This window comes from Cobetia sp. MMG027, assembly GCF_027947415.1.
GTDB lineage: Bacteria > Pseudomonadota > Gammaproteobacteria > Pseudomonadales > Halomonadaceae > Cobetia > Cobetia marina.
Genome location: NZ_JAQJIO010000004.1, coordinates 160,056 through 179,018, shown reverse-complemented (window position 1 = coordinate 179,018; position 18,963 = coordinate 160,056). Strand labels below are relative to the sequence as shown.

Here is an 18,963-nt window from a genome sequence, read left to right as displayed (position 1 = left end):
GATTCACGGACAAGGAGTGACAGCATGAGTCAACTACAACCCCCGCAGCATCAGGATCATCAACCGGGTGATGAACATCGCATGCAGCCTCGCCCCGAATATATCCGGGAAGGCTATCAGGGCAGCGGAAAGCTCAAGGGCAAGGTCGCCGTCATCACCGGAGGCGACAGCGGCATCGGGCGCGCCGCCGCCGTCCACTTCGCGCGCGAAGGAGCCGACTGCATGATCACCCACGTCGGCAGCGAGGAAGAGGACGCCGAGGAAACCATCCGACTGATCGAGGCCGAAGGTCAGAAGGCCAGCCGCATCGCCGGTGACATCGGTGACCCGGCCTTCTGCCGCAAGGTGATAGAAGGCACGCTGGAGGAATTCGGCAAGCTCAACATCCTGGTGAACAACGCCGCCGAGCAGTACGACTGGAATGACGTGACCGAGATAGATGACGAGCAGCTCGAACGCACCTTCAAGACCAATCTCTTCAGTCACTTCTATCTGATCAAGGCCGCCGTCCCGCATCTTTCCAAGGGCGACTCCATCATCGCCACCTCCTCGGTCAACGCCTTCAAGGGCAATGACAGCCTGATCGATTACAGCGCCACCAAGGGGGCCATCCAGGGGCTGGTACGCTCGCTGTCCGGCACGCTGATGGACCGCGGCATCCGCGTCAATGCCGTGGCCCCCGGCCCGGTCTGGACCCCGTTGATCCCCGCCAGCTTCGAGGATGACAAGGTCGCCGAATTCGGCAAGCAGGTGCCGATGGAGCGTCCCGGGCAACCCAGCGAGATGGGCCCGGCCTACGTCTATCTGGCCAGCGACGATTCAAGCTACATGTCGGGACAGACGATCCACCTCAATGGTGGCGTCGTGCTCAACACCTGATCACGATGCGTCCCTGAACGCTTCACTGCGCCAGCGACTGGTGATCACTGTCCGGCCAGCGACGAGACGATCACCACGCAGCAACACCAAAGGCCACCCGATCCGGGTGGCCTTTTTCACATTCCCATAGGGGTCTGCTCAAGGAATGCGTACCACGTCCCAGCGCTTGTGCCGCGTTCGAATCACCTCTTCTCCCTGCCAGTATCAGGCCCTCCTGTCGGTCCGTATCAGGCATTTCACACGGCTGTAAAGCGTTGGCCTCTCTATTCTGGTAGCAGCCCAGGGAATGCCATGGGCAGGAAAGGAACGTCACTCGCGCTGCAGGAGGCCTGCATGTCCAAGCTGATTCTCTCGCTGGATGGTGGCGGCATACGTGGGGCAGCCACCGCCCGGTTTCTGATGCATGTCGATGCGACACTCAAGCGCGACCACCAGACCACACTACGCGCCTGCGTCGATTTCTACGCAGGCACCTCTACCGGCAGCCTGATCGCGCTGGCGCTGGCTACCACCGACATGAGCCTCGAGGACATCAACGGGCTCTACAGCGCCACCAATGCCAGGAAGATCTTCGTCGACAATCGTGGCTGGTTCGAACTCGATGGCATCAATGCGCCGCGCTATGAGGCTCGGGGCAAGAGCGCGATGCTCAAGAAGCATCTCGGCCAGGCCAAGCTCCGGGATGTCCCTGACGGCAAGCAGGTCCTCGTCGTCACCTACGGGATCGAGAGACGCCGCCCGCATGTGCTGAAGTCCAGCAAGCGCGAGCATCACAAGCTGCTGGCCTGGCAGGTGGCGGATGCCTCGAGCGCCGCGCCCACCTACTTCCCGACCCGCGACATGAAACTCGGGACGGACAATGAGCAGACCTGGCTGATCGATGGGGGCGTGATCGCCAACAACCCGACCATGTGCGCCATCGCCGAGGCCTGTCGACTGTGGCCGCATGACACCCGGCGCGTGCTGTCGATCGGTACCGGGACGCGCACGCGCAAGATCAACGGCCCGGATTCCCAGCATTGGGGCGCGGTGCAGTGGATACTGGAAGGCAGTCTGATCGACGTGCTCTCCGACGAGAAGGTCGTCGGCTATCAGGCCATCACCATCTCGCCGCCGGGCAGCTACATCCGCGTCAACGCCGAGATGCGCCCGCAACCGGGATTGCCCAGGGCGCCTGACGATGCGATGGACGACATCAGCGTCACCAATATCCAGCGCCTCAAGGGCATGGGCGACTTCTGGTTCGCGCAGTACGGCGAGGCAGCGGTGGCGCTGATCATGGACCACTATCGTGGCCCGTCGCTGGACCGCATCGACCCCGCCACCGGCAAGCCCGAGGCCTATGAGCCACACTGAGCACGCCTGGCGCGACGCGAACACGGAGACGCCTGTCAGCGATTTTGCTACTCTGCGCTGCCATGCTCATGCCGACCCGAGTGTCTCCGATGCCCCAAGGTAGTTCGCCAGTGTCTCGCCGCTCCGCCACCCGCCTCCTGGCAGCGCTCAGTCTGTCATTGGCGACCCTCGCGCCCACCCTGACGCCGGGTATCGCCCTGGCAGCCGACGACATGCACTTCGACCAGCCGGAAGCCTTCGCCACCTTGAAGAAGGCGGTCGGCTATTTCGATGAGATGGACACCTTGCCGGAAGAGGCCTGGATCAGCCGCGATCAGGCCTCCGCGCGCAGCGATATGGACGAGATGATCGAGAAAGCCATGCAGGCCCTCGACGTGCCGGAACTCTCGACCCTGCGCAGCACCTATCGACAGGTCGAGGACAAGATTCGCGAATCGCGCCGTGAGATATCCGAATTGAAGGAAAAGCGTATCCTGGCGTCCGACACCGAGGTCTCGACGCTGACGCGCTTCACGCCCACCGATACCCTGCGCGAATTCACCGCCAGCACACGCGGCGATTATGACCTGCTGATCGCCGCGCATGAGAAGAACATCACCGCCTATCAAGGCGAGCTGACCACGCTGGAAGGCAAGCTGGCCGCGCGGCTCGAGGAGATCGGCATCACCCTGACGCCGGACCAGGTGCAGGTGTGGCTGTCCTCGGTGGTCGGCGACGACGTGTTGACCATGAGTGTCGTGTTCGCCAGCATCAAGTCGGTGGCCCAGCAGCTCGCCGAGCTGACCCGCGACAGTGGCGAGAATCTGGAGTACGCGCGTCGCTACTACGGCATGGTCGTCATGCTCCACCGCATGATCGTCACCATGCAGCAGGACTTCATCGCCCGCGTGGATGACGAGGTATTGCCGCAACTGCAAGGCTTCGCCGACGAAGCCGAAGCCACCACGCGGGATGCGCGTACGCTGATCAAGCAAGGCGGCTCACGTGAGAGTCTGGAGAGCAACATCCGCGCCAATGCGCTGACGCTCAAGACGATCAACCTGTATCGCTCGCTGGTGAGCGAGCAGCGCGACCGCGTCAAGACATCGCTCACCAAGAGCCAGCGTGAGCTTGCGGTGGCGACCAATACCTATCGCACCGTCAAGCTCAGCGCGCATGTCGCCGACCTGATCCGCCAGGGCGTCAAGACCTTCGACACCCTCGCCGGCCTGCAGGTACCGGTCGCCACCAGCTTCGAGAACAGCGCCATGCGTGAGGAATTCCGCAAGCTGACCGAGCGCATGCAGCAGGCAAAGTAGCACTCGCGTTCAGTGTCGATACCACGCCTTCGCCCTGCCGGGCGGAGGCGTTTTCAGTTCTGGCGCTGCTCAGTGCCGCCCTACCGGATGTCGCGCATGGTCAATATGCTCTCAAGCGTGCGTCTGAGCCGGGCCACCTCACTGACCAGACTCTCGCCCGCCAGCATGCCGACCCCCAGCACCAGCCCGCGCCGCGAGTCCTCGCTGCTGCAGACCATGCTCAGTGGACGCACGATCAGATGCTCCTTGACCATCAGTTGCGCGACACGCTTGTCATCGATCTCGGGGGCGAACTGCACGCACAGGCTGATGCCGCGCGAGGGCGGCGAAACGCTGATCACGCCCTTCACCTGACACAGCTGGTCATGTACCACCTGCTGTCGGCCCAGATAATCGCGCTGGATGCGCTGATACCAGGCATCGAGATCCCCATCGGCGATGAACTGCGCCAGCACCGCCTGATCCAGCATGCGCCCCTCGCGAAACACCTCGCTGCGCAGCCGATTCATCGGCCCGGCCAGCGCGCGCGGCACCACCAGATAGCCCAGCCGCAGGCCAGGAAACATCAGCTTGGAGAACGAGCCGACCAGCAGGCGATTGTCGGCGTCCGGGTCAAACAGCAGCTGATCATGGTCATCGCCACTGAACTCGTAGTCATCCTCGAGGATATAGGCGGGCTGACAGGCCTCGCAGAGCGCCAGCTTGTCACGCCGTGAGGTAGGGACACTCAAGGGATAGTGATGCGAGCCGGTGAAATAGGCGATCTGCACCGGACGACGCTCCAGCAGGGCGATCTCGTGGCCCGGGGCATCGGCGGTGTCATCCGCGGGCCGCCAGGGAATCAGCTGGGTCTCGAGTCCGGCGGCCAGAAAGACATTGCGTGCCCCCCAGTAGCAGGGAGACTCCATCACCACCTGCTGGCCGGCGTCCGCCAGCGCCAGCGCGCACAGCTCGATGCCGTGGTGGGTGCCCTCGGTGATGATGATCTGCTGGGTATCGCAATCGATGTTGCGCCAGCGGCGCAGAAAATCCCGAATCTCCCGCTTGAGCGGGCCATAGCCACCGCTGGAATACGACAGCAGCAACGCGTTGTGGGGCACCGTGACGCTGGCATACAGTTGACGCCACTTGCGCATCGGAAAGCGCGCGATATCCGGAATGCCCGGCACGAAGGCGCCACTCTGGATCAGACTGGCACCCTGCCCGCCCAGCACCCGGCGTGCGCGAGTGGAGAGCGGCAGTGGCGCAGGTGCCTCGAGCGAGGCGCTGCCGGGTCTCGCGGCATGCGGGCGGCGCGTCCAGGTGCCCTGACCCTGCCCGGTGTGCAGATACCCTTCCTCGATCAGCGACTTGATGGCCAATGACAGAGTGTTGCGTGCCACACCCAGCGCCTCGCACAGCTTGCGATGCGCAGGCAGCCGTACCCCCACCGGCCATTGCTCACGAATCATCTCGAGCAATGCCTGCTCCAACCGCACCTGCTTGCCCAGGGCCTGCGACTGGCGGCGATAGCACTCGATCAATGGCTCAAGCGTGGCCAGTTCCATGCAGGTCTCCCGATATCGTTCATGTAGCACGTAACGTCCATACGCTGCATAAATCACGTGAGCAACCAGCCTGGCTGGCGGGGTACAGCGCCCATTCATCCCTGATTATCCGCAGTCCACCAAGATTGGTCCAGTCAAACGCTCAATTGGTCTATTCGCCTGAACAGTGGGCGCTGATAGCGTGTCCCTCAGGCGCTGCCTACTGACTGATGCTCACAGCCCACGATGGCTGGATCGCTCCTGCGATGTCGACAGGAGCGAATTTTTTCCACAAGCCTCAGCCAGCAACAGGACTGACTTTGCACCTGCTTACCCGCCAGCACCTTTGGCAGAGGACAGCAGACGCGCACGAAAGACATCTTCAGGTCCGGCACCGCCATATAACAAATTCCAAGATCGACTCGGACGCATCCCCCATGACCCAAACAACTCCCCCTGCAGAACAACTTGTCAGAGTCCTCGCCCGCGGAGACGTTCTGGCCCTTGCCTTCGGTGCCATGGTCGGCTGGGGCTGGATCGTCCTGACCGGCGGCATGATTCAGGACGCCGGCAGCATCGGTGCCATCATCGCCTTCATCATCGGCGGCATTGCCGTCGTGCTGATCGGCCTGACCTATGCGGAACTGGCCGCCGCCATGCCCAAGGTGGGTGGCGAACACGTCTACAGCTACCGTGCCATGGGACATTTCTCGTCCTTCCTGTGCACCTGGACCATCATTCTCGGCTACCTGAGCGTGGTGTCCTTCGAAGCAGTGGCTCTGCCGACCGTCATCGAGAACCTCGCACCCGGCTATGCCGTCGGTCACATGTGGACCATTGCCGGCTGGGACGTCAAGGCCACTTGGGTCGCCGTCGGGGTCGGTGGTTCGCTGGCCATGATGGCCATCAACTACGTCGGCATCACCACCGCGGCGCTGCTGCAGAAGGTCGTGACCGGAGTGATCCTGATCGCCGGGGTACTGTTCGTGACCGGCGCCCTGTTCGAGGGGGACGTCGCCAACATGACGCCGCTGTTCACCCAGTCTGAGGGTGGCGTGACGGCCGGCATCATCGCGGTACTGGTGCTGGTGCCCTTCCTGTTCGTGGGCTTCGATGTCATCCCCCAGGCCGCCGAAGAGATCAATCTGCCCTACAACGCCATCGGCAAGGTACTGATGATGTCCGTGGTACTGGCAGTGGTGTGGTATGCGCTGATCATCCTGGCCACCAGCCTGGCACTGGATCACGACGCGCTCGTCGACAGCTCCCTGAGCGTGCCGGACGCCATGCAGGCGCTGTTCAACACGCCATGGGCCAGCAAGCTGATGATCCTCGCAGGTATCGCCGGCATCATCACCAGCTGGAACGCCTTCTACATCGGTGGCTCGCGCGCCATCTACGCCCTGGCGCATGCCGGCATGCTGCCGGCCGCCCTCGGCAAGCTGCACCCGAAACACAAGACACCGACCAACGCCGTACTGCTGATCGGCCTGCTGTCCTGCATCGCGCCCTTCTTCGGTCGTCCGGCACTGGTTTGGATCGTCGATGCCGGCGGGCTGGGTATCGTCATCGCCTATCTGTTCGTCGCGATCTCGTTCCTGATCCTGCGCATCCGCGAGCCCGAGATGCCACGTCCGTTCCGCGTGCGTCACGGCAAGCTGTGCGGTGTGCTGGCCATCCTGCTGTCCTTCGGCATGGCCTGTCTGTACCTGCCGGGCAGCCCTTCCGCACTGACCGGCACCGAGTGGATGATCTTCGGCGCCTGGATGGCACTGGGCCTGGTGATGTACGCCATCGCCCTCAAGCAATTCGGCCGTGAATACAGCGACCGCATCATGGCACCGGCCTTCACCGCTCACTGAGCAAAGGCCTCGTCATGTGACCGCCGGGCAGGTCCGTCCGCCTGCCCGGCCCCATCGGACTCGACTACCGCGAGCCGATATCAGGACAGTCCGCGCGATTCGCCAGCGCTGTCCACTCAATGAATGCACTGCACGCCAGACCGCCAGAGGAGCTTCACATGCCCCGTTCCGCCCTCCCGCTCAGCGACTTCCTGAAGCGCTACGTCAACTCGGAAACCAGCAGCGACGTCTTCGTCCCGGCGCTCATTGGTACCGAGCACCGCGAGACCGGCACCACCTTCAACGTGACCAATCCGGCCACCGGCGAGCAGCTGGCCCGTGTCGCCGAGGTCAGCGCCGATGACACCCGTGACGCCGTCGCCGCGGCCGAGGCCGCCGGCAACGCCTGGAAGAAGGTGCCGGTGAAGGAGCGCTCCGCCCTCTTGCGTCGCTGGTTCGACCTGGTGCTTGAGCACCGGGAAGACCTCGCCCAGCTGATGACCCTGGAACAGGGCAAGCCGCTGGCGGAATCGCGTGGCGAGGTGACCTATGGCGCCTCCTTCATCGAATTCTTCGCCGAAGAAGCCAAGCGCATGGCCGGTGAGACCCTGCCGTCCCACGGCGCCGACAAGCGCCTGATGGTGCTGCGCGAGCCCATCGGTGTGGTGGCGGCCATCACGCCGTGGAACTTCCCGCTGGCGATGATCACCCGCAAGTGCGCGCCGGCGATCGCCGCAGGCTGTGCCGTGGTCATCAAGCCGGCCGAAGCCACCCCGCTGACCGCACTGGCACTGGCGGATCTGGCACTGGAAGCCGGCCTGCCGGCAGGTCTGATCAGTGTCGTCACCGCCATGAAGCCGATCGCCATCGGCGAGGTGCTGACCACCGACCCGCGCATCCGCAAGGTCTCCTTCACCGGCTCCACCCCAGTGGGCAAGACGCTGATGGCGCAGTGTGCCTCCACCGTCAAGAAGACCGCCATGGAGCTGGGCGGCAATGCGCCGTTCATCGTCTTCGATGACGCCGATGTCGATGCCGCCGTCGACGGTGCCATCGCCTCCAAGTTCCGCAATGCGGGTCAGACCTGCGTATGCACCAACCGCTTCCTCGTCCAGGACGGCGTCTACGATGCCTTCGTCGAGAAGCTCGCGGCGCGGGTAGCCGCCATGCAGGTCGGCGATGGGCTGGTCGATGGCAACACTATCGGTCCGCTGATCAATGACGCTGCCGTCAGCAAGGTACAGAGCCACGTCGATGACGCCATCGGCAAGGGCGCGCGCCTGGTCACCGGTGGCAAGCCGCACGCCCTGGGCCACAGCTTCTTCGAGCCCACCGTGCTGGCCGATGTCACCACCGAGATGGTGGTGGCGGATGAGGAGACCTTCGGGCCGCTGGCACCGGTGTTCCGCTTCCACAAGGATGAAGACGCCATCGCAATGGCCAATGACACGCCCTTCGGCCTGGCAGCCTACTTCTACGCCAACGATTACCGCCGCATCTGGCACACGCTGGAAGCGCTGGAATACGGCATGGTCGGGGTCAATGAGGGCCTGATCTCCACCGAGCTGGCGCCCTTCGGCGGCATTAAGGAGTCCGGTCTGGGTCGTGAAGGGTCTCACCACGGTCTGGAAGAGTTCACCGAGCTGAAGTACGTCTGCATCGGCGGACTCTAATTTTGTGAGGACGCCTTGAGAGGACGTCTCACAACGTTATCCCACCACGTTTACTAGACAACGGTGACATGGCCCGCGCCATGCCACCGGCAACAAGAAAAGGAACCTGACATGAGCCACTCTCAGCTGAGCAACGAACAACTCGACGTCCTCAAGCACAAGTACGTCGCCAAGGGTGCCGTCACCGCCACGCCGCAATTCGCCGACACCGCGCTGAACGCCGAGATCTGGGATGCAGACGGCAACCGCTGGATCGACTTCGCCGGCGGCATCGGCGTGCTCAACCTGGGTCACCGCCACCCGAAGGTCGTCGCCGCAGTCAAGGCACAGCTCGACAAGGTCATGCACACCGCCGCGGGCGTCATCTCCTACGCCCCGTACGTGCAACTGAGCCAGAAGCTGGCCGAGCTGACGCCGGTGCGTGGCCCGGAACGCAAGACCCTGCTGGTCAACTCCGGCGCGGAAGCGGTCGAGAACGCCATCAAGATCGCACGTGCCGCCACCGGCCGCAGCGGTGTCATCACCTTCGACGGCGCCTTCCACGGCCGCACCATGATGACCCTGGCGATGACCGGCAAGGTGCTGCCGTACAAGAACGACTTCGGCCCGATGCCGGGTGACATCTTCCGTGCGCCCTACCCGAACCCGATTCACGGCATCAGCGAAGAGCAGTCCCTGAACGCCATCCGCACCCTGTTCAAGACTGACATCGCACCGCACCGCACCGCCGCCATCGTCATCGAGCCGGTGCAGGGCGAAGGTGGCTTCTACATCGCCTCACCGAGCTTCCTGACCGCGCTGCGTGAGCTGTGTGACGAGCACGGCATCCTGCTGATCGCCGATGAAGTGCAGTCCGGCTTCGCGCGTACCGGCAAGCTGTTCGCGATGGAGCACAGCGGCGTCGAAGCCGACATCATGACCATGGCCAAGAGTCTGGCCAACGGCATGCCGCTGTCGGCTGTCGTCGGTACCGCCGAGGTGATGGATTCCTCCGGCCCGGGCTCTCTGGGCGGCACCTACAGCGGCAACCCGCTGTCCTGCGCCGCGGCCCTGGCCGTCATCGACGTCATCCGCGAAGAGAACATCCTGGAGCGCAGCACCCAGATGGGCGAGCAACTCGCCGCGCGTTTCGCCCAGTGGGAAGAACGCTTCGCGCATGTCGCTCACTCACGCAACCAGGGTTCCATGGCGGCCTTCGAGCTGGTGGACGCCGATGGCAAGCCGGACCCCGCCGCGACCGCGGCCGTATGTGCCAAGGCCAAGGAGCTGGGGCTGATCCTGCTGTCCTGTGGTTTCTACTCCAACTCCATTCGCGTGCTGGTGCCGTTGACGGTCGAGCCGGAAGTGCTGGAAGAAGGTCTCGACATCGTCGAGAAGGCGCTGGAAAGCCTCGTCTGATCGGTTGCCTTTTCCGACACACGTGTAACAAAACGGCCACCTTCGGGTGGCCGTTGTCGTTTCCAGCGCCACTCGCTGCGCTGGAGGGAAACCCTGGGCCGAGAAATGAATCGCAAGCTCATTACCCATCTAACCATATAGCCAATCAACCCAAGCAGCCTTTTGTGGCAAGTAATTGATTAAATTATGATATTCGCTGCATTTCTGCGTATTCCCGACCGATTCTCGCCATGCCACACGCCATCGTGAACGACGGCTGCCAGAGAGAGACCTTTCTCATCGGCAGCACCTCGAGTGACCCCTACCATGACTGACAGCAACGCCCACGACTTCAAACGCAGCATGCAGCAGCGCCACCTGGTGATGTTGTCCCTCGGCGGTGTCATCGGCACCGGCCTGTTTCTCAGCTCCGGCTATACCATTCAACAGGCCGGTCCGGCGGGGGCGGTGCTCGCCTATCTGATCGGCGGACTGGTGGTCTATCTGGTGATGATGTGTCTCGGCGAGCTTGCCGTGCACCACCCGGAACCCGGCGCCTTCAGTGCCCATGCCACCCGCTATCTGGGCCCGGCCACCGGCTATACCGTCGCCTGGCTCTACTGGCTGACCTGGGCCGTGGCACTGGGCTCGGAATTCACCGCCTCCGCCGTGTTCATGGGGCGCTGGTTCCCCGGTGTCGAACCCTGGATCTGGTGCGGCATCTTCTCGCTGATCGTGTTCGGCATGAACATCGTCTCGGCACGCTTCTTTGCCGAATCCGAATTCTGGCTGTCGTTGATCAAGGTCGCCGCGGTGATCGTGTTCATCGCCGTGGGCGCCGCCGCCATGTTCGGCTTCACGTCACTCTCGGGCAATACCGAGGCGCCGGGCGTCACGCGCATCCTGCAGGAGGGGGTGTTCGATCACGGCGTGATGCCGATCCTGATGACACTGCTGGCCGTCAGCTTCGCCTTCTCCGGCACCGAGCTGATCGGCATCGCCGCCGGCGAAAGCGAGAATCCCGAGAAGAACGTGCCCCTGGCGATCCGCGCCACCCTGTGGCGGCTGATCATTTTCTTCATCGGCACCATCATCGTCATCGCCGCCCTGTTGCCCCAAAACAGCGCCGGTCTCAAGGAAAGCCCCTTCGTGGCGGTCTTCCAGCTCACCGGCATCCCCTACGCGGCGGACATCATGAACTTCGTGATCATCACCGCACTGCTGTCGGCGGCCAATTCCGGCCTCTACGCCGCCTCGCGCATGCTGTGGACCCTGGCGGACCAGAAGACGCTGCCGCGCGTGTTCAGCCGCGTCAATCAACGCGGCATTCCAGTGCCCGCGCTGCTGATCACCATGCTCGGCGGCCTGCTGTCGCTGCTCTCGAGCGTCTATGCCGAAGACACCCTGTATCTGGCGCTGGTGTCGATTTCCGGGCTTGCCGTGGTGCTGGTGTGGATGGCGATCGCCGCCAGCCAGTTCAGCTTTCGCCGTCAGTGGCTGAAGGCCGGCCACAGCGCCAGCGAGCTGACCTACCGCGCCCCGCTGTATCCCGTCGTGCCGATTGCCGCCTTCCTGTTCTGCGCGCTGGCCTGCATCGGCATCGCCTTTGACCCCAACCAGCGCATCGCGCTCTACTTCGGCGTGCCCTTCGTGGCGCTGTGCTATCTGGTCCACTCTCTGACCCATCGCTCGTCTACCGACGCCGCCAATTCCCCGACTCCGACCCCGCAGGAGGCCCTCGATGCCCGCTGATGCCACCCGCAATCCGCTGAGCGCCATCACCGCCCAGCAGCCCTTCCTGATCGTCGATGGCGCCCTGGCCACCGAGCTTGAGCGTGCCGGATTCGATCTCAACGACTCGCTGTGGTCGGCCAGGGTGCTGGCCGATCAGCCGCAGGCGATTGTCGATGTGCACCGCGCCTACTTCGAGGCCGGTGCCGATGTCGCCACCACCGCCAGCTATCAGGCCACGCTCGAGGGCCTGATGGCGCGCAGCCTGAGCAAGACCCAGGCCAGCGCGCTGATCCAGCGCTCTGTCACCCTGGCCGCCCAGGCCCGCAGCGAGTACCTGGCCGCGCACCCGGAGCGTCTGGACTGCCCGCCGCTGGTCGCGGCCTCCGTCGGCCCCTATGGCGCATATCTCGCCGATGGCAGCGAATACCGTGGTGGCTACGCGCTGGACCGCGCCGGCCTGCGCGACTTCCACCGTGCCCGCCTCGCCACGCTGCTCGATGCCAAACCGGACGTGCTCGCCTTCGAGACGCTGCCGTGTGCCGAGGAAGCACTGGCCGTGTGTGACCTCCTGCGCGATGACTTCCCCACAGCGCGTGCCTGGATCGCCTTCAGCGCGCGCAACGCCAGCGAATTGAGCGATGGCACGCCGATCCGAGAGGCTGTGCGTGCCATCGCTGACTGCGAGCAGGTGGTCGCCATCGGCGTCAATTGCACCGCGCTTGAGCACATCGAATCGCTGGTGCGCGAGATTCGCGGCGAGACGGACAAGGACATCGTCATCTACCCGAACTCCGGCGAGGTCTATGACCCGGTCACCAAGACCTGGTCTGCCGCCTGCGCCGTCTCGGTTGAGTCTGATGGCGACGGCTCTGACCACGACCATGACCTCGCCGGCTGGACACCGCGCTGGCTGGCCGCAGGTGCCACGGCCATCGGTGGCTGCTGCCGCACCGGCCCGGACGATATCCGCGCCCTGGCGGATCTGCGCAAGGCGCTGAGTTGATTGAGGTGCTGAGCAGATACGCACGCTGAGCTCCAAGCACTGAATTCCAAGCGCTGAACCCGAACGCCCTGTCCGGTCATGACACATGATCGGTCAGGGCGTTTTCGGTAGCGTCCCACGCCCCAAATCGCTAGGATGGCAGGACACTGATGAGCGATTGCTCAAAATCATTCCGACGTGCTCTCAAGATGGCCTTCAAGCTGCAATGAGGAGCGCGTAAGAGATCAGCAGGAGAATCCCCATGTCACAGCTCGATATCCAGGTCGCCTACGACGTGGTCTGCCCCTGGTGCTGGATCGGCAAGCGTCATCTTGATGACGCCATCGCGCAACTCGACTTCAAGGATGAGGTGCGCGTCAGCTACCTGCCCTTCCAGCTCAATCCGTGGGTGCCACGTGAAGGCATGGCGCGCGCCGACTACCGCGCGCAGAAGTTCGGCAGTGTCGAGCGTGGCGCGGAGCTGGATGCCCAGGTGGCACAGTCAGGCGCGCAGAGCGGCGTCACCTTCCGCCACGCCCTGATGGAGCGCACGCCCAACTCCACCGATGCCCAGCGCATCGTCTGGCGCCAGCAGTCCGCGGGCCTGGCGGAGCGCCCATTGCTGGAAGCGCTGTTCAGCGCCTACTTCCACGATGGCAAGGATGTGGGAGACCGTCAGGTGCTGGCCGAGATCGCAAGCCAGCACGATGCGAATCTGAGCGTCGAACAGGCGCTGACCTTCCTCGAATCCGGCGAGGGCGAGCAGGAAGTCGCCGCCCAGCAGGAAGCGCTGCGCAACGCCGGTATCCAGTCGGTGCCCAGCACCATCGTCGGTCAGTACTACGTGCCCGGCGCCCAGCCGGTGGAAGTGCTGGTGCAGATGCTCAATGAGGCGCGTGCCCAGCAGACGGATTGATCTGCCACGCACTGACGCCACGCACTGACGCCAAGCGCGAATGCCATGAACGGACAGACGACACGCCCTTCGCAAGGATGGCGTGTCGTTTTGCGTTCAGGCATAAAGGAAAGGCTGATTGAGGCAAGTCACGACAACAATACGACTCACGACAAGGACTGCTGCATGCCGCGCCCCATCATTCTCGATTGTGATCCCGGCCACGACGATGCCATCTCGCTGATTCTGGCCCTGAGTTCAGACGCGCTCGACGTGCTGGCCGTCACCACCAGCGCCGGCAATCAGACGCCCGACAAGACCCTCAACAACACGCTGCGGGTACTCACCCTGCTGGGGCGGCATGACATTCCGGTCGCCGGTGGTGCGCCGAAACCGCTGGCGCGTGAGCTGATCATCGCCGACAACGTGCATGGCGAAAGTGGCCTGGATGGCCCCAAACTGCCGGACCCCGCCTTCGCTCCCGTCACCCAGAGCGCCATCGAGCTGATGGCCGAGAAGGTCCGTGCCTGTGAGCAGAAGGTCACGCTGGTGCCCTCCGGCCCGCTGACCAATATCGCGCTGTTTCTCTCCGCCCACCCGGAGCTTCACCACAAGATCGACAGCATCGTGCTGATGGGGGGCGCGGCAGGTGTCGGCAACTGGACCCCCGCCGCCGAGTTCAACATCTTCGTCGACCCCGAAGCCGCCGACATGGTGTTCAAGTCCGGCCTGCCCATCGTGATGTGTGGGCTGGATGTCACCCATCAGGCGCAGATCATGGATGAGGATATCGAGCGTATCCGCGCCATCGACAATCCCGTCGCCCAGTGTGTCGCCGAGCTGCTCGACTTCTTCATGATCTACCACCGTGACCCCAAGTGGGGCTTCAGCGGTGCGCCATTGCATGACCCCTGCACCATCGCCTGGCTGCTGAAGCCTGAGCTGTTCACCGCTGTCGATTGCTGGGTCGGGGTCGAGACACAGGGCGAGCATACCCAGGGCATGACGGTGGTCGATCGTTACCAGCTCACCGGCAAGCCGCACAACGCCAAGGTACTGTTCGATATCGACCGCGAGGTTTTCGTTGACCTGATCGCGCAACAGCTCAAGCACTATCAATGACTACCGATGACTACCGATGACTACCGCTGATCGCCACGCCAGTGCCACTGCGCCACAAGAGCACGACCACGACTACCTGATCGTGGGCTCGGGCTTTGGCGGCTCGGTGTGCGCGCATCGCCTGACCGAGAAAGGCTATCGCGTGGCGGTCATGGAACAGGGCAAGCGCTGGACGCCGGACAACATGCCGCGCTCCAACTGGCGTCTGAGCCGTTGGCTGTGGCGGCCGATGCTGGGCCTGCGCGGCTTCTTCACCATGAGCTTCTTCCGCCATGTCATCGTGCTGCATGGCAACGCAGTGGGCGGCGGCTCCATCACCTATGCGCAGACACTGCTGGTGCCGCCTGACAAGATCTGGGACAACGGCCAGTGGGCGGGGCTCAATGACTGGCATGCGGTGATGCCAGAGCACTACGCCACGGCGCAGAAGATGCTCGGCGTGACGACCAATCGGATCATCGCACCGGCGGATGACGCCCTGAAACGCATGGCGGCGGTCGCCGGCTGTGAGGACACCTGGTACCCCACCGAGGTCGGCATCTTCTTCGGCCCCGAGGGCGAAAGCGCCACGCCCGACGCCGGTAGCCCCCATCCAGACCCCTACTTTGATGGCGAAGGCCCTGAAAGGCACAGCTGCATCGGCTGCGGTGGCTGCATGATGGGTTGCCGCCATGGCGCCAAGAACACACTCGACAGGAACTATCTGTATCTGGCCGAGAAGCACGGTGCCAAGGTGCATGCCGAGACCAAGGTGATCGACGTCGTACCGCTCAATGGCAAGACGGACGGGGCCGATGGCTATGTGGTGACGACGGTGCCCTCCACCTTCGCCGGGCTCTATCTTGGCAGAGGCAAGCGCACGTTCACCTGTCAGTCCATCGTCTTCGCAGGCTCGTCGCTCGGCACCCAGGAGTTGCTGTTCCGCCTCAAGGACAAGGGCGCATTGCCGAACCTCTCGAATGCGCTGGGCAAGCGGGTGCGCACCAATGCGGAGTCCTTGATCAGCTGCCGCATGCCGGGCAGTCGCGATGACATGTCCAAGGGCATCGCCATCGGCTCCGGTATCCATATCGATGAGCACACCCATATCGAAGCCACGCGCTATCCGGCGGGCTCCGATTTCATGGGGCTGCTGTTCACCGCGATGGCCAGGGGCAAGCCCGGCTGGACACGCCCTTTTTCCTGGCTGAGCGCGATGGCGAAGCTCTTTCTCGCCAATCCACTGCGCGCGCTGAGATTCCAGCTGCCGTGGGGCTTCGCGAAGGAGACCATCATCTTCCTGTGTATGCAGACGGCAGAGGGCCACCTCGACATGACGCTCAAACGCCTGTGGTACTGGCCATTTCGCAAGGCGCTGGTCACCGAGGGCAAGCGCATTCCCACCTTCATCCCCGAGGCGAATGACTTCGTCACGCGTGGCGCCAAGGCCATCGGCGCCATCCCCGGCAGCAGCATCCCCGAGATACTCTTCAACATCCCCACCACAGCACACTGCATGGGCGGTGCGGCCATGGCAGCCTCCCCCGAGGACGGCGTCTGCGATGGCCAGAATCGCGTCTTTCATTACCGCAACATGCTGATCTGTGACAGCTCGATGCTCGCCGCCAACCTGGGCGTCAATCCCAGCCTGACCATCACCGCCCTGGCGGAACATGCGATGAGCCATATCCCGCGCAAGGACTGATCTTCAGGATGCCTGGTGTGGGGGGCGCTGATACGGGAAGTGCTGGTGCATGAAGGGAAAGACGGCTGGTATCATTGCCCGCCAACATCTCAGACCAGCGTCTCGGGCCAGGTGCGTACAACGCGCAAGATCAATCAACACGGGAGCACAGCAATGAAACGGGTGTCACTTTTCACCATGGCGAACTGCCCGCACTGCAAGACAGCCAAGCAGTATCTGGAGCAGCAGAAGATCGGCTTCCGCCTGGTGGATGTCCGCTCCCCCGCGGGACAGAAGGAATTCGCCAAGACAGGCTTTCGCAGCGTACCTGTCCTGAAGATTGGCGATCAGTTCCTGAAGGGATTCAGCGTGAAAGGCTTCAATCAGTTGTATAAGGGTTGAGTGAGGCGCTCTTAGCAGTACAGCGTATCTCGGCATATACCCTGTCTAATGCTATGGTGGGTAGGTTTCACAGTAGATTTAAACATTACAGACTCTTCAGGCTTTTATAATTAGAGCATCCTGCACTAAAATAAATTAAAACGCGAAACGGTCCGAAGAAAAATAAACATAAAACCCAAAATTGATTATCTATGCCACACTTTCACCTTTCACTACAACAAACAGTATTTACTTACAGATTCCTTACAAACAAGTAGCTCAATTAACCCATGAGTCGCCTAAATACATCAGCAGCTAAACGCTGCGCTTCATCATTTTTTATCACGTTCCAAAGCAAACTAGTTAATTTCTTACCTGCTATTTTGTACCATACGACTTTAGGATACTGATCAACTTCAGTTTTACTTTTCTCAATTGCATCTTCTATTGTTTTTACCTTACTAGGTTCAACATACTTTTCCTTCTCAAGCTCTTGAATTCTCTTATTTAATTCGTCAAGTTGAGAAAAGATTTCTTCCTTTTCGGCTTCACTAAAATACTCATGTTCGCCATAGTCTTTACCATCTATAGCTTCATCTAAACTATCGAGCATTTCATTTAGCTCTGCGTCACTCTTTTCCTTCGAATGCAGGATGTCTTCTCTTAAGTTTATTATCCAATCATAAACTCTACCTACCGCTTTATTGACATCTTCATGCTTATTAGCTTCTTTATGATAATAATCCCCAGGTATCTCTACTGATCTAATATACTTCCTAGAATCTTTACTATCCCCCATTGCTAAGGCATAAATATTTCCTTCAGTGTACTCTTCAATTACGAAACTGTATTTTGGCAGCGCTAGGAAAACAATCTCAACCAATCTATTTCCATCTTCAGAGAATGAAACATTAAAATCATGTTCTGAAAAGTGCTCATTATTTAGATTAAATAGAATTGCAGACCTAACAGACCTTTTTAATCTTGGCATATCAGCCTCCATACTGGTCAAACATATCAATTTGAAAGATAAAAGTAATCACGAGATCGAACTACCTAAGCACTCAGCCAATATATTAAACTTTTCCTTAATATAAAATATAAACCATATTTCATATCGTCCCAAAGGGCAACACTTATAATAGCAATTACCAAATTAATAAACTATGCAGAATCATGCAATCTCTCAATATTCGCCACCAGATCCGTAAACCTCTCCCCCTGGATATGCACGTGATCCTTTAGCGCCTGCTCGGCAGCAGCGGCGTCGCCAGCTTCGATGGCAGCGACGATGGCTTCGTGTTCAGCATAGGAGCTGTGCATGCGGTGGCGGACGTGAAGTTGCAGGCGGCGATAGGGCTTGAGGATGGCGTGCAGGCGCGTGGCTTCTTCGGTGAGGAAGGCGTTGTGACTGGCGCGGTAGAGACAGTGATGAAAGAGGCCATTCTCGTAGTAGTAGCCATTGGCGTCGTCGGCCTCCAGGCGTTCACGGCAGGCGGCGTGGGCGTCCTTGAGTTCCGAAAGCTCCTGCGTGGTGATGCGCCGCGCGGCGAGTCGGCCGCACATGGCTTCCAGTTCCGCCATGACTTCAAAGCGTTCCACCAGCTCCGAGACGCCCAGCTGCGTCACGAAGGTGCCGCGCTTGGGCACCACCTTCACCATGCCAGAGGCGGCGAGCTGCTGCAGCGCCTCGCGGATCGGGGTGCGGGAACACTGATACTCGCGGCCCAGCGCTTCGGGGTCGAGCTTGGTGCCCGGCGGGAAGCGCCCTTCGACGATGGCATCTTCCAGCAGGTCTCGCAGGCGTTGCGCATGAGACATCTTGATCATCATCGTCGTCCTTGTACTGTGGCCTGACGGCGCTTCTCTCGAAAGCGGCCCTTGAATCCCTGTGAGCCTGAGCGCTGGAACACTGGAGAGCCTGAGAGCTCGAGAGCCTGCAAGCTCGAGCGCGACGGCCTCGTCATTGCGATGATGCTTGATGAGCCGTCATTGATTCACCGCAACCCCGCCCAGCACCACGCCGTTCTCACAGCATTCTGCCCTCGCTCTCCTGCCTTCATTGAACAGGGAAGTGGCCGTGCAGGAAACTGACTTTAGTCTAGTCATGCATGGGATTCCTTGACGCTACCACACGATGCGCCTATCTGTTGTATACAACAAGACGACGCAAATATTTAAGCCTCAGACGCCATACTGAGAGCTTGAGCAGTGAACACGTCGCTTCGTCCCGCGC

At 61.5% G+C, this 18,963-nt stretch carries 15 protein-coding genes; 12 read left to right on the top strand and 3 right to left on the bottom strand.

Annotated elements, in window-relative coordinates; genetic code table 11:
* Positions 1–24 precede the first annotated feature (24 nt).
* The 3 genes from PJK54_RS06645 (at position 25) to PJK54_RS06635 (ending at position 3,533) form a co-directional block, all read left to right on the top strand.
* Positions 25–879, top strand: coding sequence for an SDR family oxidoreductase (locus PJK54_RS06645; protein ID WP_271302529.1), 855 nt, complete (start codon positions 25–27; stop codon positions 877–879).
* 333 nt (positions 880–1,212) lie between these two features.
* Positions 1,213–2,235 carry a patatin-like phospholipase family protein gene (locus PJK54_RS06640; RefSeq protein ID WP_271302528.1) on the top strand — a complete coding sequence of 341 codons (1,023 nt, stop codon included), beginning with the start codon at positions 1,213–1,215 and terminating at the stop codon, positions 2,233–2,235.
* 89 nt (positions 2,236–2,324) lie between these two features.
* Positions 2,325–3,533, top strand: coding sequence for a hypothetical protein (locus tag PJK54_RS06635; RefSeq protein WP_271302527.1), 1,209 nt, complete (start codon positions 2,325–2,327; stop codon positions 3,531–3,533).
* 80 nt (positions 3,534–3,613) lie between these two features.
* Here PJK54_RS06635 and PJK54_RS06630 read toward each other — a convergent pair whose 3' ends face one another.
* Positions 3,614–5,080 (bottom strand): aminotransferase-like domain-containing protein, encoded by a 1,467-nt coding sequence (locus PJK54_RS06630; protein WP_271302526.1) that lies wholly within the window; start codon positions 5,078–5,080, stop codon positions 3,614–3,616.
* Between the two features lie 416 nt (positions 5,081–5,496).
* Here PJK54_RS06630 and PJK54_RS06625 point away from each other — a divergent pair, with 416 nt between their 5' ends.
* The 9 genes from PJK54_RS06625 to PJK54_RS06585 all read left to right on the top strand — a co-directional run bounded on the left by PJK54_RS06625 (position 5,497) and on the right by PJK54_RS06585 (position 16,748).
* On the top strand, positions 5,497–6,921 hold the full coding sequence (locus tag PJK54_RS06625; RefSeq protein ID WP_077376097.1) for an APC family permease: 1,425 nt from the start codon (positions 5,497–5,499) through the stop codon (positions 6,919–6,921).
* A 158-nt stretch (positions 6,922–7,079) separates the two neighbouring features.
* Complete coding sequence (locus PJK54_RS06620; protein WP_271302525.1) at positions 7,080–8,573, top strand: NAD-dependent succinate-semialdehyde dehydrogenase; 1,494 nt, start codon at positions 7,080–7,082, stop codon at positions 8,571–8,573.
* A gap of 111 nt (positions 8,574–8,684) precedes the next feature.
* A complete protein-coding gene (gene gabT, locus PJK54_RS06615; protein ID WP_371861075.1) occupies positions 8,685–9,971 on the top strand; it encodes a 4-aminobutyrate--2-oxoglutarate transaminase in 1,287 nt (428 codons plus the stop codon).
* Positions 9,972–10,277: 306 nt separating this feature from the next.
* Complete coding sequence (locus tag PJK54_RS06610; protein ID WP_271302524.1) at positions 10,278–11,702, top strand: amino acid permease; 1,425 nt, start codon at positions 10,278–10,280, stop codon at positions 11,700–11,702.
* Positions 11,692–12,687, top strand: coding sequence for a homocysteine S-methyltransferase (mmuM, locus tag PJK54_RS06605; protein WP_271302523.1), 996 nt, complete (start codon positions 11,692–11,694; stop codon positions 12,685–12,687). Before PJK54_RS06610 ends, mmuM begins: the two co-directional genes overlap by 11 nt.
* 241 nt (positions 12,688–12,928) lie before the next feature.
* A complete protein-coding gene (locus PJK54_RS06600; protein ID WP_271302522.1) occupies positions 12,929–13,582 on the top strand; it encodes a DsbA family oxidoreductase in 654 nt (217 codons plus the stop codon).
* A 165-nt stretch (positions 13,583–13,747) separates the two neighbouring features.
* The gene (gene rihA, locus PJK54_RS06595; RefSeq protein ID WP_271302521.1) at positions 13,748–14,683 is read left to right on the top strand and encodes a pyrimidine-specific ribonucleoside hydrolase RihA; all 936 of its coding nucleotides are present in this window, start codon (positions 13,748–13,750) and stop codon (positions 14,681–14,683) included.
* Positions 14,684–14,699: 16 nt separating this feature from the next.
* Complete coding sequence (locus PJK54_RS06590; protein WP_271302520.1) at positions 14,700–16,367, top strand: GMC family oxidoreductase; 1,668 nt, start codon at positions 14,700–14,702, stop codon at positions 16,365–16,367.
* A 15-nt stretch (positions 16,368–16,382) separates the two neighbouring features.
* Positions 16,383–16,748: a glutaredoxin family protein gene (locus tag PJK54_RS06585; RefSeq protein WP_271302519.1), complete on the top strand. Its 366-nt coding sequence runs from the start codon at positions 16,383–16,385 to the stop codon at positions 16,746–16,748.
* 262 nt (positions 16,749–17,010) lie between these two features.
* On the opposite strand, the gene PJK54_RS06580 is transcribed toward PJK54_RS06585, so the two are convergent.
* A complete protein-coding gene (locus PJK54_RS06580; protein ID WP_271302518.1) occupies positions 17,011–17,718 on the bottom strand; it encodes a hypothetical protein in 708 nt (235 codons plus the stop codon).
* Between the two features lie 173 nt (positions 17,719–17,891).
* Positions 17,892–18,557: a GntR family transcriptional regulator gene (locus PJK54_RS06575; protein ID WP_271302517.1), complete on the bottom strand. Its 666-nt coding sequence runs from the start codon at positions 18,555–18,557 to the stop codon at positions 17,892–17,894.
* Positions 18,558–18,963: the final 406 nt, after the last annotated feature.

Excerpts from the sequence above, each read along its gene's own strand:
- PJK54_RS06645 (WP_271302529.1), top strand. The coding sequence starts at position 25 with ATGAGTCAACTACAACCCCCGCAGCATCAGGATCATCAACCGGGTGAT.
- PJK54_RS06635 (WP_271302527.1), top strand. The coding sequence starts at position 2,325 with ATGCCCCAAGGTAGTTCGCCAGTGTCTCGCCGCTCCGCCACCCGCCTC.
- PJK54_RS06625 (WP_077376097.1), top strand. The coding sequence starts at position 5,497 with ATGACCCAAACAACTCCCCCTGCAGAACAACTTGTCAGAGTCCTCGCC.
- PJK54_RS06580 (WP_271302518.1), bottom strand. The coding sequence starts at position 17,718 with ATGCCAAGATTAAAAAGGTCTGTTAGGTCTGCAATTCTATTTAATCTA.
- PJK54_RS06630 (WP_271302526.1), bottom strand. The coding sequence starts at position 5,080 with ATGGAACTGGCCACGCTTGAGCCATTGATCGAGTGCTATCGCCGCCAG.
- rihA (WP_271302521.1), top strand. The coding sequence starts at position 13,748 with ATGCCGCGCCCCATCATTCTCGATTGTGATCCCGGCCACGACGATGCC.
- mmuM (WP_271302523.1), top strand. The coding sequence starts at position 11,692 with ATGCCCGCTGATGCCACCCGCAATCCGCTGAGCGCCATCACCGCCCAG.
- PJK54_RS06590 (WP_271302520.1), top strand. The coding sequence starts at position 14,700 with ATGACTACCGCTGATCGCCACGCCAGTGCCACTGCGCCACAAGAGCAC.
- PJK54_RS06620 (WP_271302525.1), top strand. The coding sequence starts at position 7,080 with ATGCCCCGTTCCGCCCTCCCGCTCAGCGACTTCCTGAAGCGCTACGTC.
- gabT (WP_371861075.1), top strand. The coding sequence starts at position 8,685 with ATGAGCCACTCTCAGCTGAGCAACGAACAACTCGACGTCCTCAAGCAC.
- PJK54_RS06640 (WP_271302528.1), top strand. The coding sequence starts at position 1,213 with ATGTCCAAGCTGATTCTCTCGCTGGATGGTGGCGGCATACGTGGGGCA.
- PJK54_RS06575 (WP_271302517.1), bottom strand. The coding sequence starts at position 18,557 with ATGATCAAGATGTCTCATGCGCAACGCCTGCGAGACCTGCTGGAAGAT.
- PJK54_RS06600 (WP_271302522.1), top strand. The coding sequence starts at position 12,929 with ATGTCACAGCTCGATATCCAGGTCGCCTACGACGTGGTCTGCCCCTGG.
- PJK54_RS06610 (WP_271302524.1), top strand. The coding sequence starts at position 10,278 with ATGACTGACAGCAACGCCCACGACTTCAAACGCAGCATGCAGCAGCGC.